Source organism: Streptomyces sp. IMTB 2501, assembly GCF_001953885.1.
Lineage (GTDB): Bacteria > Actinomycetota > Actinomycetes > Streptomycetales > Streptomycetaceae > Streptomyces.
In genome coordinates this window covers 64,687-88,557 of record NZ_MQUS01000015.1, presented here as the reverse complement: position 1 = coordinate 88,557, position 23,871 = coordinate 64,687, and the positions used below count along the sequence as shown (strand labels likewise).

At 72.6% G+C, this 23,871-nt stretch carries 19 protein-coding genes; 14 read left to right on the top strand and 5 right to left on the bottom strand.

Features of this window, described 5'->3' with window-relative positions; translation table 11 throughout:
* The first annotated feature begins 128 nt into the window (after positions 1–128).
* The 5 genes from AV521_RS25225 to AV521_RS25205 all read left to right on the top strand — a co-directional run bounded on the left by AV521_RS25225 (position 129) and on the right by AV521_RS25205 (position 10,284).
* Positions 129–3,506 carry an ATP-dependent DNA helicase gene (locus tag AV521_RS25225; RefSeq protein WP_076090947.1) on the top strand — a complete coding sequence of 1,126 codons (3,378 nt, stop codon included), beginning with the start codon at positions 129–131 and terminating at the stop codon, positions 3,504–3,506.
* A 115-nt stretch (positions 3,507–3,621) separates the two neighbouring features.
* A complete protein-coding gene (locus AV521_RS25220) occupies positions 3,622–7,185 on the top strand; it encodes an ATP-dependent DNA helicase (RefSeq protein ID WP_076090945.1) in 3,564 nt (1,187 codons plus the stop codon).
* A gap of 53 nt (positions 7,186–7,238) precedes the next feature.
* Positions 7,239–8,642 (top strand): dipeptidase, encoded by a 1,404-nt coding sequence (locus AV521_RS25215; protein WP_076090943.1) that lies wholly within the window; start codon positions 7,239–7,241, stop codon positions 8,640–8,642.
* 72 nt (positions 8,643–8,714) lie between these two features.
* Entirely contained in the window at positions 8,715–9,659 is a 945-nt protein-coding gene (gene nudC / locus AV521_RS25210) for an NAD(+) diphosphatase (protein ID WP_076090941.1), read from the top strand.
* A 10-nt stretch (positions 9,660–9,669) separates the two neighbouring features.
* Positions 9,670–10,284 (top strand): bifunctional 2-polyprenyl-6-hydroxyphenol methylase/3-demethylubiquinol 3-O-methyltransferase UbiG, encoded by a 615-nt coding sequence (locus tag AV521_RS25205; RefSeq protein ID WP_076090939.1) that lies wholly within the window; start codon positions 9,670–9,672, stop codon positions 10,282–10,284.
* A gap of 49 nt (positions 10,285–10,333) precedes the next feature.
* Here AV521_RS25205 and AV521_RS25200 read toward each other — a convergent pair whose 3' ends face one another.
* Positions 10,334–10,576, bottom strand: a complete 243-nt coding sequence (locus AV521_RS25200) for a mycoredoxin (RefSeq protein WP_076090937.1) — start codon at positions 10,574–10,576, stop codon at positions 10,334–10,336.
* A gap of 126 nt (positions 10,577–10,702) precedes the next feature.
* Between AV521_RS25200 and AV521_RS25195 the strand changes: the two genes are divergently transcribed.
* From AV521_RS25195 to AV521_RS48710, 5 genes are all read left to right on the top strand, one after another.
* A complete protein-coding gene (locus AV521_RS25195; RefSeq protein ID WP_371917061.1) occupies positions 10,703–12,985 on the top strand; it encodes an ATP-dependent DNA helicase UvrD2 in 2,283 nt (760 codons plus the stop codon).
* 164 nt (positions 12,986–13,149) lie between these two features.
* Positions 13,150–13,470, top strand: a complete 321-nt coding sequence (locus AV521_RS25190; RefSeq protein ID WP_076090935.1) for a hypothetical protein — start codon at positions 13,150–13,152, stop codon at positions 13,468–13,470.
* Between the two features lie 170 nt (positions 13,471–13,640).
* Positions 13,641–14,009 carry a WhiB family transcriptional regulator gene (locus tag AV521_RS25185; protein ID WP_023546912.1) on the top strand — a complete coding sequence of 123 codons (369 nt, stop codon included), beginning with the start codon at positions 13,641–13,643 and terminating at the stop codon, positions 14,007–14,009.
* Entirely contained in the window at positions 14,006–14,329 is a 324-nt protein-coding gene (locus AV521_RS25180; RefSeq protein WP_076090933.1) for a hypothetical protein, read from the top strand. The genes AV521_RS25185 and AV521_RS25180 overlap by 4 nt, the downstream gene beginning before the upstream one ends.
* Before the next feature lie 138 nt (positions 14,330–14,467).
* Entirely contained in the window at positions 14,468–14,680 is a 213-nt protein-coding gene (locus tag AV521_RS48710; RefSeq protein WP_143658644.1) for a hypothetical protein, read from the top strand.
* A gap of 62 nt (positions 14,681–14,742) precedes the next feature.
* Here the strand turns inward: AV521_RS48710 and AV521_RS25175 are convergent, their stop codons facing one another.
* Together AV521_RS25175 and AV521_RS25170 are read right to left on the bottom strand one after the other, a co-directional pair.
* The gene (locus tag AV521_RS25175) at positions 14,743–16,113 is read right to left on the bottom strand and encodes an AarF/ABC1/UbiB kinase family protein (RefSeq protein WP_076090931.1); all 1,371 of its coding nucleotides are present in this window, start codon (positions 16,111–16,113) and stop codon (positions 14,743–14,745) included.
* Positions 16,106–17,338 carry a TOMM precursor leader peptide-binding protein gene (locus tag AV521_RS25170; protein ID WP_076090929.1) on the bottom strand — a complete coding sequence of 411 codons (1,233 nt, stop codon included), beginning with the start codon at positions 17,336–17,338 and terminating at the stop codon, positions 16,106–16,108. Before AV521_RS25170 ends, AV521_RS25175 begins: the two co-directional genes overlap by 8 nt.
* A gap of 330 nt (positions 17,339–17,668) precedes the next feature.
* Between AV521_RS25170 and AV521_RS25165 the strand changes: the two genes are divergently transcribed.
* From AV521_RS25165 to AV521_RS25150, 4 genes are all read left to right on the top strand, one after another.
* A complete protein-coding gene (locus AV521_RS25165) occupies positions 17,669–18,265 on the top strand; it encodes a M48 family metallopeptidase (RefSeq protein WP_076090927.1) in 597 nt (198 codons plus the stop codon).
* A 129-nt stretch (positions 18,266–18,394) separates the two neighbouring features.
* On the top strand, positions 18,395–20,200 hold the full coding sequence (locus tag AV521_RS25160) for a TerD family protein (RefSeq protein WP_076090925.1): 1,806 nt from the start codon (positions 18,395–18,397) through the stop codon (positions 20,198–20,200).
* An 11-nt stretch (positions 20,201–20,211) separates the two neighbouring features.
* Positions 20,212–20,892, top strand: coding sequence for an AIM24 family protein (locus AV521_RS25155; RefSeq protein WP_076090923.1), 681 nt, complete (start codon positions 20,212–20,214; stop codon positions 20,890–20,892).
* 17 nt (positions 20,893–20,909) lie between these two features.
* Positions 20,910–21,665 (top strand): AIM24 family protein, encoded by a 756-nt coding sequence (locus AV521_RS25150; RefSeq protein WP_076090921.1) that lies wholly within the window; start codon positions 20,910–20,912, stop codon positions 21,663–21,665.
* An 85-nt stretch (positions 21,666–21,750) separates the two neighbouring features.
* On the opposite strand, the gene AV521_RS25145 is transcribed toward AV521_RS25150, so the two are convergent.
* Together AV521_RS25145 and AV521_RS25140 are read right to left on the bottom strand one after the other, a co-directional pair.
* A complete protein-coding gene (locus AV521_RS25145; protein WP_076090919.1) occupies positions 21,751–22,266 on the bottom strand; it encodes an NUDIX hydrolase in 516 nt (171 codons plus the stop codon).
* The gene (locus AV521_RS25140) at positions 22,263–23,720 is read right to left on the bottom strand and encodes a zinc-dependent metalloprotease (protein ID WP_076090917.1); all 1,458 of its coding nucleotides are present in this window, start codon (positions 23,718–23,720) and stop codon (positions 22,263–22,265) included. The genes AV521_RS25145 and AV521_RS25140 overlap by 4 nt, the downstream gene beginning before the upstream one ends.
* Positions 23,721–23,871: the final 151 nt, after the last annotated feature.

Sequence of the window (23,871 nt, the reverse complement as noted above, 5' to 3'; positions counted from 1 at the left end):
ACAGGACCGGCCAACCACGTGAGCTCCTCTTCCTCCACAGGACGCCTGCCGCACCCCCCGGTGCGGCAGGGGGGGNNNNGCAGGGGGGCCGTGGCGCTTACCGACTGGTCCGTACCCCGCCGGCCGCCATGGCCCCCCCTCCTCTGGACGCGGCACAGCGCACCGTGGTTGACCACCGGAGCGGCCCCCTCCTCGTCCTCGCCGGTCCCGGCACCGGCAAGACCACCACGCTCGTCGAGTCCGTGGCCGCGCGGATCGCCGAGGGCGCCGACCCCGAGCGCATCCTGGTGCTGACGTTCAGCCGCAAGGCCGCCGTCGACCTGCGCGACCGCATGGCCCTGCGCATCGGCGCCGCCCGCGCGCCCCGGGCCACCACGTTCCACTCGTACTGCTACGCCCTGGTGCGCGCCCACCAGGACAGCGGCGTGTTCGCCGAGCCGCTGCGTCTGCTCTCCGGCCCCGAGCAGGACGTCGCCGTCCGCGGGCTGCTCGCCGGTCAGCCCGAGCTGGAGCGGCTCGGGCTGACCCATGTGCGCTGGCCCGACGAACTGCGCGCCTGCCTGACCACGCGCGGCTTCGCCGACGAGGTCCGCGCGGTCCTCGCCCGCGGCCGCGAGCTGGGCCTCGGCCCCGACGCGCTGGACGCCTTCGCCCGCCGTATCGGCCGCCCCGACTGGCGTGCCGCCGCGGCGTTCCTCGCCGAGTACCTGGACGTGCTCGACCTGCAGGGTGTGATCGACTACGCGGAACTGGTCCACCGCGCGGTCCTGCTCGCCCGCCGCCCCGAGACCGCCGCACGGCTCGCCGCCCGGTACGACGCCGTGTACGTCGACGAGTACCAGGACACCGACCCCGCCCAGGTACGGCTCCTGCACGCGCTGGCCGGCGGCGGACGAACCCTGGTCGCCTTCGGCGATCCGGACCAGTCGATCTACGCCTTCCGGGGCGCCGACGTGAACGGCATCCTCGACTTCCCGGCGGCCTTCTCGCGCGCGGACGGCCGCCCCGCCCCCGTCGAGGTGCTGCGTACCGCCCGCCGCTCCGGCGCCGCCCTGCTGGCCGCCACCCGCCTGATCACCCAGCGCATGCCGCTGCCCCGACTGCCCGCCGACAGGGTCCGCGCCCACCGCGAGCCGGCCGCCGTACGGGACGGGGGCCGCGTCGAGGTCTACACGTACCCGACGGCTGGTACAGAACTGGACAACATCGCGGACATCCTGCGCCGCGCGCACCTGGAGGACGGCGTCGCCTGGAGCGACATGGCCGTCCTGGTCCGGGCCGGATCCCGCACCCTGCCCACCCTCCGCCGCGCCCTGACCGCGGCCGGCGTCCCCGTGGACATCGACGGCGACGACCTGCCTCTGCGCCACGAACCGGCGGTGGCCCCGCTGCTGACGGCGTTGCGCGCGGTGGCCACGGCGGAGGCCGGGCGACACGCGGAGAACCCGAGCGGACCCACCACAGAGGGCGAACCGCCCGCACCGGCGGACGACGCCGAAGCCGAGGAGGCCGGGGCCGAGGAAGCCGAAGCCACAGCAGCAGGGGCCGAGGAAGCCGAAGCCGCAGCAGCCCGGGCGCAGGGAGCCGCAGTCGTCGCTGAAGACAGTGCCGAGCAGACCCCGGCCCCCACCTCCTGGCTCGACACCGAGACCGCGCTCACCCTGCTCGCCTCCCCCCTCGCCGGCATGGACCCGGCCGATCTGCGCCGCCTCGGGCGTGCCCTGCGCGAGGAGGAGCGGACTGCGGGTAACCCGCTGCCGCCCCCCTCCGACGTACTGCTGACACAGGCGCTCGCCGAACCCGAGCGTCTGGCCGTACACGATCCCGCGTACGCGCGCGGGGCGCAGCGCCTCGGCGCGCTGCTCGGCAGGGCCCGCCGGCGCCTGGCCGACGGCGGTACGGCCGAGGAGGCGCTGTGGGAGCTGTGGGAGGGCACGCCGTGGCCCATGCGTCTGGAGCGCGCCGCCCGGCGCGGCGGCGCGGCCGGCCGCAACGCCGACCGGGACCTGGACGCCGTGTGCGCGCTGTTCGCCACCGCCGCGCGCGCGGAGGAGCGCACCGGAGGCCGTGGCGCCCTGAACTTCCTGGAGGAGATCGAGGCCGAGGACATCGCCGCCGACACGCTCACGGGCCGCGCGGTACGCCCGGACGCCGTCCGCCTGATGACCGCGCACCGCGCCAAGGGCCTTCAGTGGCGGCTGGTCGTCGTCGCCGGCGTCCAGGAGGGCCTGTGGCCCGACCTGCGCCGCCGCGGCTCCCTCCTGGAGGCCGACCGCATCGGCCGGGACGGACTCGCCGAACCGCTCACTCCGGGGGCGCTGCTGGCCGAGGAGCGCCGCCTGTTCTACGTCGCCGCCACGCGCGCGCGTGAACGCCTCGTCGTGACCGCCGTGAAGGCGCCGGCCGACGACGGCGACCAGCCGTCCCGCTTCCTCACCGAACTCGGCGTCGAACCCCGGGACGTCACCGGCCGCCCCCGCCGCCCGCTGTCCGTGGCCGCGCTTGTCGCCGAGCTGCGCGCCACCACGGTCGACCCGCGCGTGTCCGCCGCCCTGCGCGAGGCCGCCGCCCGCCGGCTGGCCCGGCTCGCCGCCCTCGCCGACGAGGACGGCCGCCCACTGGTGCCGTCCGCGCACCCCTACCGCTGGTGGGGCATGTACGACCCGACCGAGAGCAAGGTGCCGCTGCGCCACCGCGACCATCCGGTCGTGCTCTCCGGCAGCGCCCTCGACCAGCTCGCCAACACCTGTGCGCTCCAGTGGTTCCTCGGCCGCGAGGTGAAGGCCGACGCCCCGGCCACGACCGCGCAGGGCTTCGGCAACGTCGTCCACGTCCTCGCCGACGAGGTCGCCTCCGGCCGTACCCCGGCCGACCTCGACGTCCTGATGGAGCGGCTGGACTCGGTGTGGAACGCGCTCGCCTTCGACGCGCCCTGGAAGTCGCAGCAGGAGAAGGACAACGCGCGCGTGGCGCTCGAACGCTTCCTGAACTGGCATGTGCTGGACCGCACGGGGCGCACCCCGGTGGCGAGCGAGCAGGACTTCGACGTCACCCTGGAGGCGGGCGACTACCAGGTCCGCATCCGCGGTCAGATGGACCGCGTGGAGGCGGATGGCGAGGGCCGCGCCTACGTGGTCGACTTCAAGACCGGCAAACAGGCGCCCAGCGCCGCCGAGGTGGCCCGCCACCCCCAGCTCGCCGTCTACCAGCTGGCCGTCCACGAAGGCGCCGTCGACGACGCCTTCGACGGCATACGCCCCGAACCCGGCGGCGCGGAACTGGTGCACCTCAGACAGGGCGCCGCCCAGCGCGACGGCGGCGACAGTCTGCCCAGGACACAGAACCAGGAGCCGCTGTCGGGGGAGTGGGTCGGCGAGCTGCTGGCCGCCGCCGCCGGCAAGGTCCTCGACGAACGGTTCGCACCGAACACCGGCCAGCACTGCACGCACTGCGCGTTCCGCGCCTCGTGCAGCGCCCGGCCCGAGGGCCGGCACGTGGTCGAGTGAGCCATCGTCAGATGCGGGAGTGACGCATGGCACCACATGTGCTGACCTGCGCTTCTTCCTCCCCGGGTGGTCGGCCCGCACTGGACTGTCAGTGCTCGCCACTAGCCTTTTCGACATGCCCGCCCGCATCACCGACCCCGAGCAGCTCAAAGAGCTCCTCGGCATCCCGTTCACCCCGGAGCAGACGGCCTGCATCATCGCGCCGCCCGCCCCGCAGGTGATCGTGGCCGGAGCCGGATCGGGCAAGACCACCGTGATGGCCGCCCGCGTGGTCTGGCTGGTCGGCACCGGCCAGGTCGCCCCCGAGCAGGTCCTGGGCCTGACCTTCACCAACAAGGCCGCCGGTGAACTGGCCGAACGCGTCCGCAAGGCGCTGATCAAGGCCGGTGTCACCGACCCCGATGCCATCGACCCGGACAACCCGCCCGGCGAGCCGGTCATCTCCACGTACCACGCCTTCGCCGGCCGCCTCCTCACCGACCACGGCCTGCGCCTCGGCCTGGAGCCCACCTCCCGGCTGCTCGCCGACGCCACCCGCTACCAGCTGGCCGCGCGCGTACTGCGCGAAGCCCCCGGCCCCTACCCCGCGCTGACCCGCTCCTTCGCCGACCTCGTCAGCGATCTGCTCGCCCTCGACTCCGAACTCGCCGAACACCTCGTCACCCCCGAGGAACTGCGCGCCTGGGACGCGGACCTGCTGCGCACCCTCCAGAGCGCCAAACTCACCAACGCCGACCTGCGCAAGGTCCCCGAGACGGCCACTGCCCGCCGCGAACTGGCCGGCCTCGTCCGGCGCTACCGGACCGCCAAGCGCGAGCGCGACCTGCTCGACTTCGGCGACCAGATCGCCCTGTCCGCCCGGCTCGCCCGCATCCCCGAGGTGGGCCGGCTGCTGCGCGAGGACTTCCGCGTGGTGCTCCTGGACGAGTACCAGGACACCTCCGTGGCCCAACGCGTCCTGCTGGCAGGCCTGTTCGGCGAAGGCACGGGCCATCCGGTGACCGCCGTCGGCGACCCCTGCCAGGCCATCTACGGCTGGCGCGGCGCCTCCGTCGCCAACCTGGACGACTTCCCCGCGCACTTCGCGCACTCCGACGGCCGCCGGGCCACCCGGCAGGCGCTCAGCGAGAACCGCCGCAGCGGCGGCCGCCTCCTCGACCTCGCCAACGGCCTCGCCGAGCCGCTGCGCGCCCTGCACGCGGGCGTGGAGGCCCTGCGCCCCGCCCCCGGCGCCGAGCGGGACGGCACGGTCCGCTGCGCCCTGCTGCCCACCCACGCCGAGGAGATCGACTGGATCGCCGACTCCCTCGCCCACCTCGTGCACACAGGCACGGCCCCCGGCGAGATCGCCGTACTGTGCCGTACGGCGACCGACTTCGCCGAGATCCAGGGCGCCCTCGTCGCCCGGGACATCCCCGTCGAGGTGGTCGGCCTGTCCGGGCTGCTGCACCTGCCCGAGGTCGCCGACCTCGTCGCCGTCTGCGAGGTGCTCCAGGATCCCGGCGCGAACGCCTCCCTGGTGCGGCTGCTGACCGGCCCGCGCTGGCGCATCGGCCCCCGCGACCTCGCCCTGCTGGGCCGCCGCGCCCGCCTGCTGGTCGCCCACGCGCGCGTGGACGACACCGATGACCCGGACCGCCGGCTCGCCGCGGCCGTCGAAGGCATCGACCCGGCCGAGGTGATATCGCTCGCGGACGCCCTCGACACCTTCCTCGAAACACCCATGGACGGCGAGGAGGACGACGACGGGCTGCCGTTCTCAGCGGACGCGCGCGTACGCTTCGCACGCCTGGCCACCGAACTGCGCGACCTGCGCCGCTCGCTTTCCGACCCGCTGATGGACGTCCTGCACCGCGTCCTCGCCGTCACCGGCCTGGAGGTGGAGCTGTCGGCGTCCCCGCACGCCCTGGCCGCCCGCCGTCGCGAGACCCTCTCCAACTTCCTGGACGTCGCCGCCTCCTTCGCGGCGAGCGACGGCGAGGCCACCCTGCTCGCCTTCCTCGGCTTCCTGCGCACCGCCGCGCAGTACGAGAAGGGCCTCGACAACGCCCTGCCCGGCGGCGAGAACACCGTCAAGGTGCTCACCGCCCACAAGTCCAAGGGCCTGGAATGGGACGTCGTGGCCGTACCCGGACTGGTCAAGGGCACGTTCCCCAGCGCACAGGGCCGCGAGAAGTGGACGGCGCAGGCCAAGGTGGTGCCGCACGCCCTGCGCGGCGACACCGACACGCTGCCCGACGCCGACAGCTGGGACGCACGCGGCATGAAGGCCTTCCACGAGGCCATGAAGGACCACCAGCACACCGAGGAGCTGCGCCTCGGCTACGTCACCTTCACCCGCCCCCGCTCCCTGCTGCTCGGCTCCGGCCACTGGTGGGGGCCCAGCCAGAAGAAGCCACGCGGCCCCTCCGACTTCCTCCGGGCTCTGTACGACCACTGCGCCGCCGGACACGGCGAGATCGAGGCATGGGCCGAGGAACCCGCCGAGGACGACGAGAACCCCGCCCTGCACACGGCCGCCGCCGACCAGGTGTGGCCGCTCCCGCTGGACGCCGCCGCCCTGGCCCGCCGCCGTGCGGCCGCCGAGACCGTCCTCGCCCACCTGGACACCCTCGCCGCCCAGGCCACCGGCCGCCCACCGGCCGCCCACGACCCCGCCGCCCTGGACGACCCGGACTGGCCCCCGCCCCCGGACGACGACCCCTACGGCGACGAGCCGTACGACGAGCACGGCGCGGACGTCCCGTACGACGAGGACCCCTTCGGTGACGAGGAACCGCCCTACGACGCGGACGCCCTCGCCCCGGACGCCCCCGCTGCCCCGGACGCCCCCGCCGACCGGGACACATGGAGCGACCGGGACGCCTGGAGCGCCGCCCGGCCCACGGTTCCGCACCAGGCACCCGCCCCGCAGCACCACCCCGGCCCCGCCCAGCCGCGGCATTCCACCGGTCTCACCCCCGAGGAGGCCCGCACCATCGCCTCCTGGGACCGTGATCTGGACGCGCTCACCGGAGAGCTGCTGCGCGCCCGGCAGGCCGTCACCGACGTCCCGCTGCCCGTCACGCTGACCGCGACCCAGCTGATGCGCCTGGCCGAGGACCCGGACGGGCTCGCGCAGGAACTCGCACGCCCCATGCCACGCCCCCCGCAACCGGCCGCGCGCCGGGGCACCCGATTCCACGCGTGGGTGGAAGCCCGCTTCGAGGAACTGACACTGCCCCTGCTGGAACCGGACGAGCTGCCCGGCAGCGACGCCGAGATCGCCGACGAACACGACCTGGAGGCCCTGAAGGAAGCCTTCGAACGCAGCGAGTACGCCCGGCGCACCCCCTACCGGGTCGAGGCCCCCTTCCAGCTCACCCTCGCCGGCCGCGTCGTACGGGGCCGTATCGACGCCGTCTACAAGCACGGCGACGGCGACGAGGCGACGTACGAGATCGTCGACTGGAAGACCAGCCGCACCCGCACCGCCGACCCGCTCCAGCTCGCCGTGTACCGGCTGGCCTGGGCCGAGCAGCAGGGCGTGCCGCCCGAGTCGGTCACGGCCACCTTCCTGTACGTCCGCAGCGGCGAGGTCGTACGACCGCCCGAACTGCCGGACCGGGCCGCCCTGGAGCGGCTCCTCACGGCGGACGCCGCAACGGAGGGCGCCGGAGTGGCACACCAGACATCCTGAGTGTGACGAACCGCCCGCCGAGGTTGTCGGTGCGGGCCGATAGGCTCGTGAGCATGAGCCAGACCCCGGACAGCGCCGTCCGCACGTACATCGAGCAGCACCGCGCCGCCTTCCTCGACGACCTCGCGGAATGGCTGCGCATCCCCTCCGTGTCGGCCCAGCCCGACCACGCACCCGATGTACGCCGCAGCGCCGACTGGCTCGCCACCAAGCTCAAGGAGACCGGCTTCCCGACCACCGAGGTCTGGCAGACCCCGGGCGCCCCGGCCGTCTTCGCCGAGTGGCCCTCCGCCGACCCCGAGGCACCCACCGTCCTCGTCTACGGCCATCACGACGTGCAGCCCGCCGCCCGCGAGGACGGCTGGGAAAGCGACCCCTTCGAGCCGGTCGTCCGCGGAAATCGCCTCTACGCGCGCGGGGCGGCCGACGACAAGGGCCAGGTGTTCTTCCACACACTCGGCGTCCGCGCCCACCTCGCCGCCGCCGGCCGCACCACCCCCGCCGTCAACCTGAAGCTGCTGATCGAGGGCGAGGAGGAGTCCGGCTCCCCGCACTTCCGGGCCCTGGTCGAGGAACACGCCGCACGGCTCGCCGCCGACGCCGTGATCGTCTCCGACACCGGCATGTGGTCCGAGGACACCCCGACCGTCTGCACCGGCATGCGCGGCCTCGCCGAGTGCGAGATCCGGCTGTACGGCCCCGACCAGGACATTCACTCCGGCTCCTTCGGCGGCGCCGTACCCAACCCGGCCACCGCGGCCGCCCGCCTGGTCGCCGCCCTGCACGACGAGCACGCGCGCGTGGCGATCCCCGGCTTCTACGACGGCATCGTGGAGCTGACCGACCGCGAGCGCGAGCTGTTCGCCGAGCTGCCCTTCGACGAGGCGCGCTGGCTGCGCACCGCCAAGTCCCGCGCCCCCCACGGAGAGGCCGGATACAGCACCCTCGAACGCGTCTGGGCCCGCCCGACCGCCGAGGTCAACGGCATCGGCGGTGGCTACCAGGGCCCGGGCAGCAAGACGGTCATCCCGTCCTCGGCCATGGTGAAGCTGTCCTTCCGGATGGTCGCGGGCCAGGAGCCCGACCACATCGAGAAGGCCGTCCGTGCCTGGGCCGAGACGCAGCTGCCCGCCGGGATCCGGCACGAGATCAGCTTCGGCGCGGCCACGCGCCCGTGCCTGACCCCGCTCGACCACCCCGCGCTGCAGTCCGTGGCCCGCGCCATGGGCCGCGCCTTCGAGAAACCGATCCGCTTCACCCGCGAGGGCGGCTCCGGACCCGCCGCCGATCTCCAGGAAGTCCTCGGCGCACCCGTGCTCTTCCTGGGCATCTCCGTCCCCTCCGACGGCTGGCACGCCCCCGACGAAAAGGTCGAGCTCGACCTCCTCCTCAAGGGCGTCGAGACCAGCGCCTACCTGTGGGGTGACCTGGCCGAGCACTGGCGTCCCACGCCCTGACCGGACCGCGCCGTACGTCCCGCCGAACCGCCCGCCGAACCAACCGCTGCACTGGGGGAGTTGGAAGCACCCGTGACCACCTGGACCGACGACACAGCCGATCGACCCATCTCACTGACCGCCCCGAGCGGCATCGACCGGGCCGCCCATCACCGGCTCGACGAGGCCTGGCTCGCGGCGGCGTGGAGCCACCCCACGACCCGGTGCTTCGTGGTCTCCGGCGGCCAGGTGCTCATCGACGAGACACCGGACGGCCGGACCGAACTCGTCATGACGCCGTCCTTCGAGGCCCCGCTCACCGAAGCACACCGCTACTTCCTCGGCACCGACGACGAGGGCGTCAGCTACTTCGCGCTCCAGAAGGACTCGCTGCCCGGCCGTATCGACCAGTCCGCACGCCCCGCCGGGCTGCGGGAGGCCGGCCTGCTGCTCTCACCGCGCGACGCCGGCCTCATGGTGCACGCGGTCGGCCTGGAGAACTGGCAGCGCACCCACCGCTTCTGCTCCCGCTGCGGCGAGCGCACGGTCATCGCCGCCGCCGGCCACATCCGCCGCTGCCCGGCCTGCGGCGCCGAGCACTACCCGCGCACCGACCCGGCCGTGATCATGGCGGTGACCGACGCCGACGACCGCATCCTGCTCGGCCGCCAGGTCCACTGGCCCGAGGGGCGCTTCTCCACGCTCGCCGGCTTCGTCGAACCCGGCGAGTCCATCGAGCAGGCGGTGCGCCGCGAGGTGTCCGAAGAGGTCGGCGTGACCGTCGGCCCCGTGGAGTACGTGGCCAGCCAGCCCTGGCCGTTCCCGTCCAGCCTGATGCTCGGCTTCACCGCCCGCGCCACCTCCACCGAGATCGACGTCGACGGCGACGAGATCCACGAGGCCCGCTGGTTCTCCCGCCAGGAACTCCACGAGGCCTTCGAGTCCGGCGAGGTGCTGCCGCCCTACGGCATCTCGATCGCCGCCCGCCTGATCGAGATGTGGTACGGCAAGCCGCTGCCGACGCGCAGCTTCGTCTGAGGCGGCCCGGGTGGAGGGCGACCCGTACTGGAACCACAACGTCCACTACCACCGGGCCGTGCTGGCCGCCGTACCCGACGGCTGCCGCACGGCCCTGGACGTCGGCTGCGGCGACGGCCTCCTCGCCCGCAAGCTCGCGACCAGAGCGGCGACGGTCACAGGCGTGGACCGCTCACCGGAGATGATCCTCCAGGCCCGCGCACGACAGCCCGGGAACGTCACCTTCGTGGCGGCCGACTATCTAGACGGCACCGCGCTCCCGGAGGAGGCCTACGACCTCGTCAGCGCGGTCGCCGTCGTGCATCACGCCCCCTTCGCGGACGCGATCACCGGCCTGACCCGGCTCGTCGCGCCCGGCGGACGGCTGGTCGTCGTGGGGATGGCGTACAACCACACCCCGCTGGACTGGGTGATCAGTGGCTGCGGGGTGCCCGCGAGCCTGCTGCACCGGCGCTTGCGCGGCGGCAAGCGCGGACCGGCCGGCATGCCCGTCGAGGACTCCACGATGCACTGGAGCGAGGTCCGCACGGCCGCCCGCCTGCTGCTGCCGGGCTGCCGATTCCGCCGCCGACTGCTCTGGCGCTACACCCTGGTGTGGGACAAGACACAGCGGGGCGGCCCCTGATCCTTCAGAGGCCGCCCTGCCGGGGCCACCGCGGAAACCCGCGGAGCGATCACACGCCGATCTTCTGCTTCACCTGGGCCAGCGAGGGGTTCGTCAGCGTCGAGCCGTCCGGGAAGAGCACGGTCGGGACCGTCTGGTTTCCGCCGTTCGCCTTCTCGACGAAGGCGGCGGACTCGGGGTCCTGCTCGATGTTGATCTCGGTGTAGCCGATGCCCTCCCGGTCCAGCTGGCTCTTCAGCCGCCGGCAGTAGCCGCACCAAGTCGTGCTGTACATCGTCACAGTGCCCTGCATGTCTCTCGCGCTCCTCAGGCAGCTCGGAAAGGTCGTCCGAGGAAGCAACGTACGCGAACCGTCCGCCATTCCCGCCCGGGGTATCCACAGGCGGCTGTGACACCTGCCGCATTCATACGACTATCGGTGCCCGCCTGTGGACAACCGCCACGGCAGTCCCGGGCGACCTGGCAGCATGGCGGTGTGACAGCAGCAACGCACTCCACCCTCTTCCCGCAGGGCTCCGGCGGTTCCCCGTACGCGGCTGTGCCGACCGGGGCCGACGCGGTGCTCGAAGGGCTCGACCCCGAGCAGCGCGCGGTCGCCACCGCCCTGCACGGCCCGGTGTGCGTCCTGGCGGGAGCGGGCACGGGCAAGACCCGGGCGATCACGCACCGCATCGCCTACGGAGTGCTCGCGGGCATCCTCCAGCCGTCCAGCGTGCTCGCCGTCACCTTCACCAACCGCGCCGCCGGAGAGATGCGCGGCCGGCTGCGCCAGCTCGGCGCCCACGGCGTCCAGGCCCGCACCTTCCACTCCGCCGCCCTGCGCCAGCTGCAGTACTTCTGGCCGAAAGCGATCGGTGGCGGCATGCCCCGCCTCGTCGACCGCAAGATCCAGCTCGTCGCCGACGCGGCCGCAAGCCTGGGGACCCGGCTCGACCGGGGCGAGCTGCGGGACGTCACCGCCGAGATCGAATGGTCCAAGGTCACCCAGACCATCCCCGCCGACTACGCGTACGCGGCTGCGAAGGCCGGCCGCGAGGCCCCACGCGACCCGACAGAGATCGCCCACCTCTACGCGGCCTACGAAGACCTCAAACGCGACCGCTCGGTGATCGACTTCGAAGACGTCCTGCTGCTCACCGTCGCCATCCTGCAGGACCGGCACGACATCGCCGAACAGGTCCGCGCGCAGTACCAGCACTTCGTCGTCGACGAGTACCAGGACGTCAGCCCCCTGCAGCAGCGGCTGCTGGAGCTGTGGCTCGGCGACCGCGACAGCCTGTGCGTCGTCGGCGACGCCAGCCAGACCATCTACTCGTTCACGGGAGCAACACCCGACCATCTCCTCGACTTCCGCGCCCGGCACCCCGGCGCCACCGTCGTCAAACTCGTCCGTGACTACCGCTCCACCCCCCAGGTGGTCCGCCTCGCCAACGGCCTGCTCGCCCAGGCCCGCGGCCGCGCCGCCGACCACCGGCTGGAACTGGTCTCCCAACGCGCCCCCGGCCCCGAGCCGTCCTACACCGAGTACACCGACGAGCCCGCCGAGGCCGAAGGCGCCGCCCGCCGGATCCGCGAGCTGATCGACGCGGGCGTCCCGGCCGCCGAGATCGCCGTCCTGTTCCGTACGAACGCCCAGTCCGAGACCTACGAGCAGGCCCTCGCCGACGCCGGCGTCCCCTACCAGCTGCGCGGCGCCGAGCGCTTCTTCGACCGGCCCGAGGTACGCAAGGCCGGCATCGCCCTGCGCGGAGCGGCCCGCTTCGGCGGCAACGACTCGCTGCTGGACGAGGCCGTGGACCTGCCCTCCCAGGTGCGAGCCGTGCTCTCCGGGGAGGGCTGGACCGCTGAACCCCCGGCCGGTTCCGGCGCCGTCAGAGAGCGCTGGCAGTCCCTCGCCGCCCTGGTCAACCTCGCCCAAGACCTCGCCGCCGCCAGGCCCGCCGCCACCCTCGGCGACTTCGTGGCGGAACTCGACGAGCGGGCGAACGCCCAGCACGCCCCGACCGTCCAGGGCGTCACCCTCGCTTCCCTGCACGCAGCCAAGGGCCTGGAGTGGGACGTCGTCTTCGTCGTCGGCATCGCCGAGGGCATGCTGCCCATCACCTACGCCAAGACCGACGAGCAGATCGAGGAGGAGCGCCGGCTCCTCTACGTCGGCGTCACCCGCGCGCGGCAACGGCTCCAGGTTTCCTGGGCCCTGTCCCGCTCACCGGGCGGCCGCCCCAGCCGCCGGCCGAGCCGCTTCCTCGACGGACTGCGTCCAGGCACCACCGCCACCGTCGGCCCCACCGGCAGCGTCGCCACCGCAGGCGTCGAGCGCGGGACCGCCGGGGGCAGCGCCACCGCCGTTCCCCGGCGCGCCCAGCGCACGCCCGCCCGCTGCCGGGTCTGCGGCCGCACACTCACCGACGCGGGCGAGATGAAGCTGATGCGCTGCGAGGACTGCCCTTCGGACATGGACGAAGGGCTCTACGAACGACTGCGGGAGTGGCGGGCGATCCAGGCCGAGCGCAGCGGACAGCCCGACTTCTGCGTCTTCACCGACCGCACCCTGATGGCCATCGCCGAGGCACGCCCGGAGAGCCCCGCCGAGCTCTCCCGCATCCCCGGCGTCCTCAGCCGCAAGCTGCGCAGCTACGGAACCGACGTTCTAGCCATCTGCGCAGGTCACGAGGTTGGGGAAGCCGATGACGACGACTGATACGAACTCGTCGAAAAAATAGTTTGCGCATGCCCCAGCAATCCCCATAGGTTCTAGGCACGGAAGCGGCGGCCTTCTCCAAAGGCCCAACTCCGTGTTGTACTTGCATATCCGAACGGACTGGTTCACCCCAGTCCCCAAGACGCCGAGAGGAGGCGAGTCCAGTGATCAGCATCAACACCAGCACCATCAGCACGGCCAAACTGACCGATCGCTCGACCGTCTCCCTGTGCATGCTCGGCGCCTCCCACCAGGGCACCGGTCTGTCCGGCATCCGTGCCGTCCGTCCGGCGTCCTCCCTCGCTCTCGCGGGCCGCCCCGTCCGTGAGCGCAATGAGCGACCGACCAAGGCACTGGAAGCGGTAGCGGCACAGGCGCAGGCCTATGCCTTTGCGGCGGCCGGTGCCGGATTCCGGAAGCAGACGACGCAGCACCACCTGATGTGGGCCTTCCGTGGGCCAAAACCCTGGAGTGATCCAGCCTGATCCGATCAGGCCGGCGCCTTCAGGGCCGCGGAACCCCATCCGGGATCCGCGGCCCTTCTGTTTGCCCCGAACGGGGACAACGGAGCGAAGGGGCCTCGGGACAGAAAGAACCCGGTACCAAGCCGACACCCGGTCAACCGGCCGGACCGACCAGACGAGGAAGACCAACCGTGCAACTCGAAGCGCACGCCCCGTCCGTACCGCCTTCACAGACGATCCCCCCGCCCGGCCTCACGGAGGACTCCACCTTGACCCCCCTCACCGCGCTCACCGCGCTCGACGACGCCATCGAGAACCTCGGCGTACCCGTCCCCTGCCGCTCCTACGACCCGGAGGTCTTCTTCGCCGAGTCGCCGGCGGACGTCGAGTACGCCAAGTCCCTGTGCCGCACCTGCCCGCTGATCGAGGCCTGTCTCGCCGGGGCCAAGGAGCGGCGTGAGCCCTGGGGCGTCTGGGGTGGCGAGCTGTTCGTCCAGGGTGTCGTCGTCGCCCGGAAGCGGCCGCGTGGCCGCCCGCGGAAGAACCCGGTCACGGCATGAACACCGCAGGAACGATCGACCGCCCCCTCACGCACGATCCCAAGAAGCAGGCCCCGATGAAGCCGTCCACCAGCGAGCCCGCCGGCTCCGCGACCACAGACTTCACCACCACCGGCGCGACCGAAGCGCGCCAGAACAGGACCCGAGAGATGCAACTCATGCAAGAAGCCCTGGCTCGTGCGCATATGCACGAGCGACTCCATGACGCGGCGAGGGAACGCCGGGCCGTGCGCCTGGCGGTCGCCGAGCGGATGCAGCGCCGGGCCGAGCGCGCCTCGCTGCGCGCCCGCCGCGCGCTCGCCATGGCGGTCATGCAGTAACGATCACACCTGAGAAGCGGTGGCCTCCCGGCCCGGGGAGGCGAAGCCTTCTGCGCGGGGGCCGGTCCAGCCGAACGGACCGGTCCCCGCGGTGCGTTGCGCACGGCGATCCTGCGCCGGCGGAGTTATCGTCACCGGGTGACGAGTCTTCCCGGAGGAAGTGATCAGGGCGGCTCCACCGCGGAGCGCCCCGTGCCCGTGTGCGCCCGCTGCGGCACCCCCGCCGACGAACCGCAGCCGGTCACCTGGACCTGCTCCGTGGAGAACGGCGCCCGCCAGTACTTCTGCGACACCTGCTCCCGCGAGAACCTCCGCGCGATCGAGGGCCGGCTGGACTCGGCGTGGTGGTGAGCCCCTTCCCCGGGGCCCTCCCCCCTCCCCCCGCCCCCTCCCCACTTTCAAGGCACGCCGGATCACGCCTCCGCTGCCGTCTCCTCCTCTGTCGGCTCGTCCCCCGGCACGAAGCCCGGTAGCCACTCCTCCAGTTCCTCGCGGAGCCGCACCGTGGCCCCCAGTTGGCACAGGACGCCGATCGTGCTCAGGGTCACCCGGTGGATCAGGAGGTAGGCCGGGGGCAGGTTGAGGCGTTTGCCCAGGTGGTAGGCGGGGGAGCGGGGGTCGGCGATGCGCGTGGCCTGGTTGCGCATCCAGGTGCGGGTGAAGGTGAACGCGTCGACCCGGGCCGGTTCGATGATCGGCAGCAGGTAGTCGAGTACCGCGTCCGGGTCCAGCTCTATGGACTCCTTCACGAACCCTTCCTCGCAGAGGAGTTCGTAGACCGTCTCGGCTGCGCCGTCCAGGGTCATGCGAAGGGAGGCGCCGATCGGCAGCGGCAGTCCGCCGGGCAGCCGGTCGACCGTGCCGAAGTCCAGGACCCCCAGGCGCCAGTCGTACTCGCCGTCCGGGCCGCCGGGCAGCAGCCGGAAGTTGCCGGGATGCGGGTCGGCGTGCAGCAGGCCGGTGCGGGCCGGGCCCGAGAAGAGGAACCGGGCCAGCAGCTGACCGGCGCGGTCGCGCTGCTCCTGGGTGCCGTCCGAGATCACCTCCGACAACGGGATGCCGTCGATCCACTCGGTCACCAGAACCTGCTCGCACTGGTGCACCACCGCCGGGACCACCACGTCCGGGTCGTCCGTGAACTCCTCCGCGTGCGCGGACTGGGCCTGCGCCTCCAGCCCGTAGTCCAGTTCCTCGGAGACGCGGTCCTTCAGCTCGGCGATGAGCGGCTTGATGTCCATGCCGGGAATCAGCGGCCCCAACAGGCGGGCAAAGCGGCTCAGTTGGCCCAGGTCGGAGAGCAGGGCGTCGCCGGCGCCCGGGTACTGCACCTTGACCGCCACCTCGCGGCCGTCGTGCCACACGGCCCGGTGCACCTGCCCGATCGAGGCCGCGGCGGCCGGCTTGTCCTCGAACTCCTCGAACAGATCGTGCCAGTCCGGACCCAGCCGCTCCCCGAGCACCGCGTGCACCGTGCGGGTCGGCATCGGCGGCGCCGCCTCCTGGAGCTTGGTGAGGGCCGCGCGGTAGGGCCCGGCGACCTCCTCCGGCAGCGCGGACTCGAAGACGGACAGAGCCTGCCCGAACTTCATCGCACCGCCCTTCAGCTCGCCGAGCACCTTGAACAGCTGCTCCGCCGTGCGCTGTTGCAGCTCCCGGCCGACGATCTCCGCGGACTCGCCCACGATCCGCTTGCCCAGCCCCCAGGTCGCCCGGCCGGCGAAGCCGAGCGGGAGCGCGGCGAGCTTGGCGGTACGGGTGACCGCCTTCCGGGGAAGATCAGACATGCGCCCTCCAAGTCCCAGTCGGCCGTGCCGCGCCTGCCTTGCGTCGCTCCGCCGACGGCCGTTGCACCGCCATTGTCTCGCGCGGTCCGCCGTCGGTTGAGGAGCGCTCCGGTTTGGCTTTCTCCGCCGGTGCTTCACCTCTCTCCGCCGCCCCGCATCCGCATGCCGGATGCGGCCGGACCGGTTGGCCATGCCAGTCCAGTCCGGGCATGGACACCTCCCAACGGGTGCCCGCGCTGGACGGCGACTGCCCGTCGAGGAAGGCCAGTGCATGTGCCGCGGCCAGGCCGGCGACCGCCGTGGCCAGTGTCAGATCGCAGGCCCCGACCCGGCGTGCCCTGGGGCATCGCCACTGGGCGGTGAGCCGCGGCCAGGCCGGGTCCCTGTCCCCGCGGTCGAGATGCAGACAGCCGGCGCATCCCGACTCGCCCGGCAGGACGAGCGGGCCCACGACGCCGGTGCCCTCCACGACACCGGCGTACAGGTGCGGCGTTCCGGAGGCCATGAGCGGCTCGGCGTCGGCGGGATCGGGCGCGTGCACGGTCACGTCGTCCCGGGGGGTGAGGATCACCAGGGAGAGCCCGGCGTCCCGGGCGCCGGATCCGGGTGAGTGGGCGTGGCGCGGTGGGCGGTCGGGGGCCGCGCGGCGCACGGCGTCCCGGGCCGCCGCGTCCCGGCGCTCGCCGATCGACTCGGCCGGCAGTCCGCCCGGCGCCACGTCCCACGGCTCCACGCGTCCCACGTCGCGCACGTCGACCTCGCCGACTCCGGCGCCCGACAGCACCGATGCCAGCGCGGCGCCGACCCGCCCCGCGCCGCGCACCCGCACGCGCAGCGCCCGCCGGGCCGCGAGCCGGGCGAGAGCGCCGCCCGGCTCGGCCGTGGTCAGGGACAGCGCGGCGAGATCAGGGCGCAGCCGCCGCAGGACGTGTTCCTTCGCGCGCAGCGCGTCCGCGGCTGGTCCGCCGCCGCGCGCGTCGTCGACCAGGCCCGCCCGGGTCAGCCGCTCCAGCAGGGTGTCGACCTGGCCGGCCGGCAGGTCCATGCGGCGGCCCTCCTCACGCAGCAGCGGCAGTCCGCGCGTGCCGTTGAGCAGATCCAGGAAGCCGCTCGTCGCCGGGGCCATCGGTCCGAGCGTCAGCGCGTGCGCCGGGGTCATCCCGAACTGCACGGTGTCGCGATCACGCCAGCCGCGCCGCAGCGCGGGCTTCATCACCGGATGCATGACTGTCCCCCGTATCCGTTGAAGGCATCCCCGGAACATCTCGTCGCCGGCGGAGCCGGTCGTGCTCCGCCGACGCCTGCCAGCATGCCGTGCCCGCCGGTCCGGCGCCGAGAGTTATCCACAGGCTAGGGGTGTTTGTCATATAAGTTGGCCGGACGAACCCTGCTAAATCGGCCAAGATGAGCCGCGTCAGCCGGTTGATCGGAGCCCTGTAAACCGGATGTGCCGATCAGTCGTAGGAATCATAGGAATCAAACGCATGGTGGGGGATCGGCATCGAACCGTTCCGGAGCCGGGACTTTGGCCATGCCCAACGGGTAACGTCGGGGCGTGCCCGCCGACCCACTGCACCGCGCCGGAAAGCCACAGCGCAGCACGACGAGCCAGCCGCCCGGCGGCTCGGGGGCGAGCGCGATCGAGGTCCGCAGGAGTTCCCGGCGCCGCCGGACGGTCTCCGCGTACCGCGAGGGCGATCGCACCGTCGTACTGATCCCCGCCAGGATGTCGAAGGCGGAGGAGCAGCGCTGGATCACCGTCATGCTCGACAAACTCGCTGCCCAGGAGAGCAAGCGAGTGCTCGGCGACGCCGAGCTGGCCGAGCGTGCCGAGCGGCTGTCGGAGCAGTACTTCGACGGCCGGGCGCGCCCCGCCTCCGTGCGCTGGGTCACCAACCAGAACACCCGCTGGGGTTCGTGTACTCCGGCCGAGGGCAGCATCCGGCTCTCGCACCGGCTGCAGGGGATGCCCGAGTACGTCGTCGACTACGTCCTCTGCCACGAGCTGGCCCATCTGCTGGTCCCCGGTCACGGGCCCGGCTTCTGGCGGCTGTTGGAGGCATACCCGCGTACCGAGCGGGCCCGCGGGTATCTCGAAGGGGTCGTCGCCGCGGAACGGCTGCCCCATCTGCCGGGGGCCCGCGGGGAGTGAGCCGGACGCCGTCCGTCCGCCTCCGGGCGCGGTTGTGTACCGGGTCTGTACCGGCTGCGTCCGATGTCGGATCGAGCCGTTAGCCTGGCGCGACGCACTCGCATTCGGGATGGGGGACGGTCGTAACGCATGGCCAGGGAATTCCAACGCGGCCACAAGGCCAGGATCAGTGACCTCACGGCGGGCACGGATCTGTACGTAGGCGTGCAGATCTCCGCCCCCGGGCTGACCTTCGACATCAGCTGCTTCGGGCTGGACGCCGACGAGCGCCTCTCGGACGACCGGTACTTCGTCTTCTTCAACCAGCCGAAGTCGCCCGAGGAATCCCTGCAGTTGCTGGGTGCCCAGGCGGGCGACACGGAGTCGTTCCGGGTCACCCTGGACCGGATCCCGTCGCACATCCGCAAGTTGTCCTTCACCGCGACCATCGACGGCGCCGGGCAGATGGCGCAGATCGCCCCCGGCTATCTGCGCATCGTGGCGGGCGGCGAGGAGGTCGCGCGATACTCCTTCAACGGCGCGGAGTTCTCCACCGAGCGGGCCGTGATGCTCGGTGACATCTACTTCAAGGACGTGTGGCGGTTCGCCGCCGTCGGACAGGGCTTCGACGGCGGCCTGGAGGCGCTGCTGAAGAACTTCGGCGGCGAGGTACTGGAGGAGGCCCCCGCCGCCCCGCAGCAACCGCAGCCCGACGCCGCTCCCGGCTTCGCCCCGCCCGCCCAGGCCACGGCTCCGCCCGCGTTCGCAGCCCCGGCCGCACCCCTCCCGGCTCCCGTGCCCGCCCCGGCCCCTGCGCCCGCCCAGGCGCTACAGCCCGCAGCCGCCCAGGGCTTCGCACAGCCCGTCGGCGGCACGCCTGCGCGGGGCTTCACACCGCCCGGTCAGATCCCGCCCGGTCAGACCCCGCCCCCGGCACCGGCACCCGCGTCGAACGTGCACGCCGCGCCGACGGTCATCGCCCCCCTGGCCCCGCCCGCAGGCGGCACCGTCCATCCGCCCGCCCCGGCCCCCGCGCCCTACGGACAGCCACCGCAGCAGCCCTACGGTCAGCCACCGCAGCAGCCCTACGGTCAGCCACCGCAGCAGCCCTACGGTCAGCCGCCCCAGCAGCAGCCCTACGGCGGTCAGCCGACCGCTCCGATGCCCCCGGGCTACGGCCAGCAGCCGCCCCCCTACGGCGCCCACCCGACGGCGCCCATGCCGCCCGGTTACGGCCAGGTCCCCGGCCGGCAGCCCGCCGGCTACGGAGCACCGCAGGGCGCCCCGCAGGGCGGTGCCGGTGTGTCGGCCGCGCTGCAGATGTACAAGGAGACACCGACCGGGCAGCGCTGGACGCAGCAGAACAAGAAGCTCATCCGTGTCGACCTCGGCATCGGCGGGCAGCCCGTGCTGGCCCGGCAGGGCAGCATGGTGCTCTACCAGGGCAAGGTCGACTTCGCCTACAAGGGCGCCGGGTTCGCCGGGCGGATCGTGGGCCACGCGACCGGCCAGGAGATGCAGCTGATGCGCTGCACCGGCAACGGCCAGGTGTTCCTCGCCGAGAACTCCACCCACCTGCACCCCGTCGAGTTGCAAGGCGACGCGATCTGCGTGTCCGCGGAGAACGTCCTCGCCTTCGACGAGAGCCTGCAGTACGAGGTCCGCCGCATCGAGGGCCACGGCATCCCCGGTGGCGCGCTGTTCACCATGCAGTTCCAGGGCACCGGCACGATCGTCGTCAAGACCCACGGCACGCCCGTGGTCCTGCCGGTCACGCCGACCACCTTCGCCGACTGCAACGCCGTCGTCGCGTGGTCGGCCGCCTCCCAGGTGATCGTCTCCAGCCAGGTCCGCATGCGCCGCAACGCCTACCCGGGCGACACCGGCGAGAGCGTCAACCTCCAGTTCCGGGGCGCGCCCGGCAACTTCATCGTCGTCCAGCCGTACGAGGTCTGAGGGAGCCCGTCATGAACCAGCCGCTCGCGGGCTACGCCCCCGCACCTGTCACCGCCCGCATGGAGAACCACGGCAAGCACATGCTGAAGGTCGCCATGCAGACCGGAAACGACCTCCTCGCGCGCGTGGGCTCGATGGTCGCCTACGAAGGCTTCGTCCAGTACGAGCCCAATCCGCCGGCCGTCCGCCAGATCGCCCGCGACTGGATCACCGGCGAGGGCGCCCCGCTGATGAAGTGCAGCGGCGACGGTCTGCTCTACCTCGCCGACTACGGCGCGAACGTCGTCGTGATCAACCTCAACGGCGACGGCATCTCCGTCAACGCCACCAACCTGCTCGCCTTCGACGCCCACCTCAGCTGGGGCGTCGAGCGCGTGAAGGGGCTCGCCAAGTTCGCCGGGCAGGGCCTGTGGAACACCAGGATCTCCGGGCAGGGCTGGGTGGCCCTGACCTCCCGGGGCGAGCCGATCGTCGTGGACTGCGGCGGTGGCGAGGACGAGACGTATGTCGACCCGGACGCGCTCGTCGCCTGGTCGCCGAACCTGAAGGTGAAGGGCAAGCGCAGCTTCAAGGCGCAGTCGCTGATCGGCCGGGGCAGCGGTGAGGCCTACCAGATGGCCTTCTCCGGCCAGGGCATCGTCGTCGTCCAGCCCAGCGAGGACAGCACCGACCGCATCCGGATCCGGGGCTGAGGGGGAGCCAGAAAGTCATGCAGAGCCCGCTTTTCGCGCACAACGACCTCCAGACGCAGGAGCGTTGGAGCCTGCAGAACTCGCAGCTGCTCCGCGTCACCCTGGAGGGCCACGACGACATCCTCGCCCGCAAGGGCAGCATGGTCGCCTACCAGGGCCTGGTCGAGTTCGACGCCGAGTACCGCAGCAACAACCAGGCACGCGCGCAGGCGTACACCGGTGAGGGCCTGGACCTGATGCGCTGTCACGGACAGGGCACGGTGTATCTCGCCAACCTCGCCCAGCACGTGCACATCATGGACGTCGAGCAGGACGGGCTGACCGTCGACAGCTCCTACGTCCTCGCCATGGACTCCTCGCTGCACTATGAGGTCATCGCCGTCGACAGCCTCTACGGCATCGCCGGCTCCGGGAAGTACCAGCTGAACATCACCGGGCGCGGCCGGGTCGCCCTGATGACCTCCGGCGCGCCGCTGCTGATGCAGGTCACGCCCGACAGGTACGTCAACTGCGACGCCGACGCGATCGTCGCCTGGTCCACCGGGCTGCGCGTGCAGATGCAGGCCCAGACGCACTCCTCCGGGGTGTGGCGCCGGCGCGGGAACACCGGTGAGGGCTGGGAGCTGAGCTTCATGGGGTCCGGGTTCGCGCTCGTCCAGCCCAGTGAGCTGCTGCCGCCGCAGAACGCGGTGATCGGGCAGGGCCTCGCCGCCCAGTTCGGCATGGGGCAGCACGGAGCACGGGGGCAGAACCAGGGGAACGTCTGGAGCTGAGTCCCGGATACTGAGTCCGGAGAACAAACGTAAGGGGCGACCGTCCAGGCGGCCGCCCCTTACCCGTTCACAGCTCCCCGCACGTTCACAGTCTCGCGCGGGTCGCGTCCAGCAGTCGTACGACCGACTCGTCCGCCACGTCGGCCACCTCGTCGTAGGCGAACCAGCGCAGGTCGAGTGATTCGTCGCTGATCGCCTCCATGGCGCCGGGCGGCGCGACAGCGGCGTACTGCACGTCCAGGTGCCAGGCGCAGGGTGTGTGATGGCGGTCCAGGCGCACCGGCCCAGCGGGCAGCAGGCTCAGCTCCGCGATGCCCGACTCCTCCGTCGCCTCACGCAGCGCGGCCTCCGCCAGTGTGGCGTCGGCCGGCTCGCAGTGGCCGCCCATCTGCAGCCACATCCGCAACTTCTTGTGGAGGGTCAGCAGCACCCGCCCGTGCGCCGGGTCGATCACCAGAGCGCTCGCCGTGATGTGACCGTCCTCGCAGGCCTTCCACATGCCGTCCGGGTGGGCCGCCAGATGGTCCAGGTACGTCCGGCGCAGGTCTTCCTGGTCCTCGTACCCCTTCAGTACGAGGACCGCGTTGTCGTACAGGCTCACTCGGCGTCGTCGTCCTTGGCGTCGTCGTCCTTCTTGTGCAGGTCCGGCTTGTGCGGGTCGGGCTTGCCCGCAGCACCGCCCGCCGCCTCGCCGAGCATCTTGTCCAGCTCGGAGAAGTCCAGCTGCTCGCGGTGGACGAAGCCGTCCGGGTCGTCCAGGTCGCCGGCCGTCGGCAGCATGTCCGGGTGGGCCCACAGGCCGTCCCGGCCGTCGACACCGCGCGCGTCCGTGAGCGAGGCCCACAGACGGGAGGCGTCGCGCAGCCGGCGCGGGCGCAGCTCCAGACCGATCAGCGTGGCGAACGTCTGCTCCGCGGGACCGCCCGTGGCACGGCGGCGCCGCAGGGTCTCGCGCAGCGCGTCGGCGGACGCCAGACGCGGCTTCGCGGCCGCGTGGACCACCGCGTCCACCCAGCCCTCGACGAGCGCCAGAGCGGTCTCCAGACGGGCCAGGGCGGCCTTCTGCTCGGGCGTGTCCTCCGGCTGGAACATGCCCTGCTGGAGCGCGTCCTGCAGCTGCTCGGGGTTCTGCGGGTCGAACTGGCCGACCACGTCCTCCAGCTTGGCCGTGTCGACCTTGATCCCGCGCGCGTACCCGTCGACCGCGCCGAACAGGTGCGAGCGCAGCCACGGCACATGCGCGAACAGGCGCTGGTGGGCCGCCTCGCGCAGGGCCAGGTACAGCCGCACCTCCTCCTGCGGAACGCCGAGGTCCTTGCCGAAGGCCTCCACGTTGGCCGGGAGCAGCGCGGCCTTGCCGGCCGGGCCGAGCGGCAGACCGATGTCCGTGGAGCCGACGACCTCACCGGCGAGCACGCCGACGGCCTGCCCGATCTGCGTGCCGAACATGGCGCCGCCCATCGAGCGCATCATGCCGATCAGCGGGCCCGCCATGGCCTGCATCTCCTCCGGCAGGACGTCGCCCATGGCCGCGCCGACCCGCTCGGCGACCGGGTCGACCAGCTCCTGCCAGGCGGGCAGGGTCGCCTCGACCCACTCCGCGCGGGACCAGGCCACCGCCGAGGCGGAGCCCGACGGCAGGGACGTCGCGTCGTCCAGCCACAGGTCGGCCAGGCGGACGGCCTCCTCGACCGCCTTGCGCTCGGCCGGGCCGACGCTGGCGTCCTTCGTGCCGTCCGGAGTGCCCTGGGCGACCGTCTGGCGGGCGATCTGCTTGGCCATGTCCCAGTTCACCGGACCGCCCTCGTAGGAGAGCATCTGGCCCAGCTGCTGGAACGCGGCGCCCAGGTCGGTGGGGTTCAGGGAACCGAACATGGCTGCGAGCGGATTGTCGGCGCCGGGGCCGCCAAAGCCCCCGGCTCCAGGCAGGCCGCCGAAGCCGAACGGGTTGGCCGGTCCCTGCCCACCACCGCTCTGCTGGTCCTTCTTCTTGCCCTCGTCGCCGTCCTCCGGCTCCTCCGGCGGAAGGCCGAAACCGAATGGGGTGTCACTCACGGGATTCCTCGGCTGGTAAGGCCGCCGGTTCTCTCCGGCGGCGCGGCTGCCCGACAACACCACCCAGCGTAGACACCCGGACCCGATCGGGCCTCAGTGCTTCGCCCACAGCAGGCCTGCGGCAGGATGGATGCACCTGGTACGTACGCGT

Coding starts and splice junctions, on each gene's coding strand:
- AV521_RS25225 (WP_076090947.1), top strand. CDS start 129: ATGGCCCCCCCTCCTCTGGACGCGGCACAGCGCACCGTGGTTGACCAC.
- AV521_RS25220 (WP_076090945.1), top strand. CDS start 3,622: ATGCCCGCCCGCATCACCGACCCCGAGCAGCTCAAAGAGCTCCTCGGC.
- AV521_RS25215 (WP_076090943.1), top strand. CDS start 7,239: ATGAGCCAGACCCCGGACAGCGCCGTCCGCACGTACATCGAGCAGCAC.
- AV521_RS25200 (WP_076090937.1), bottom strand. CDS start 10,576: ATGCAGGGCACTGTGACGATGTACAGCACGACTTGGTGCGGCTACTGC.
- AV521_RS25180 (WP_076090933.1), top strand. CDS start 14,006: ATGAACACCGCAGGAACGATCGACCGCCCCCTCACGCACGATCCCAAG.
- AV521_RS25175 (WP_076090931.1), bottom strand. CDS start 16,113: ATGTCTGATCTTCCCCGGAAGGCGGTCACCCGTACCGCCAAGCTCGCC.
- AV521_RS25170 (WP_076090929.1), bottom strand. CDS start 17,338: ATGCATCCGGTGATGAAGCCCGCGCTGCGGCGCGGCTGGCGTGATCGC.
- AV521_RS25160 (WP_076090925.1), top strand. CDS start 18,395: ATGGCCAGGGAATTCCAACGCGGCCACAAGGCCAGGATCAGTGACCTC.
- AV521_RS25155 (WP_076090923.1), top strand. CDS start 20,212: ATGAACCAGCCGCTCGCGGGCTACGCCCCCGCACCTGTCACCGCCCGC.
- AV521_RS25150 (WP_076090921.1), top strand. CDS start 20,910: ATGCAGAGCCCGCTTTTCGCGCACAACGACCTCCAGACGCAGGAGCGT.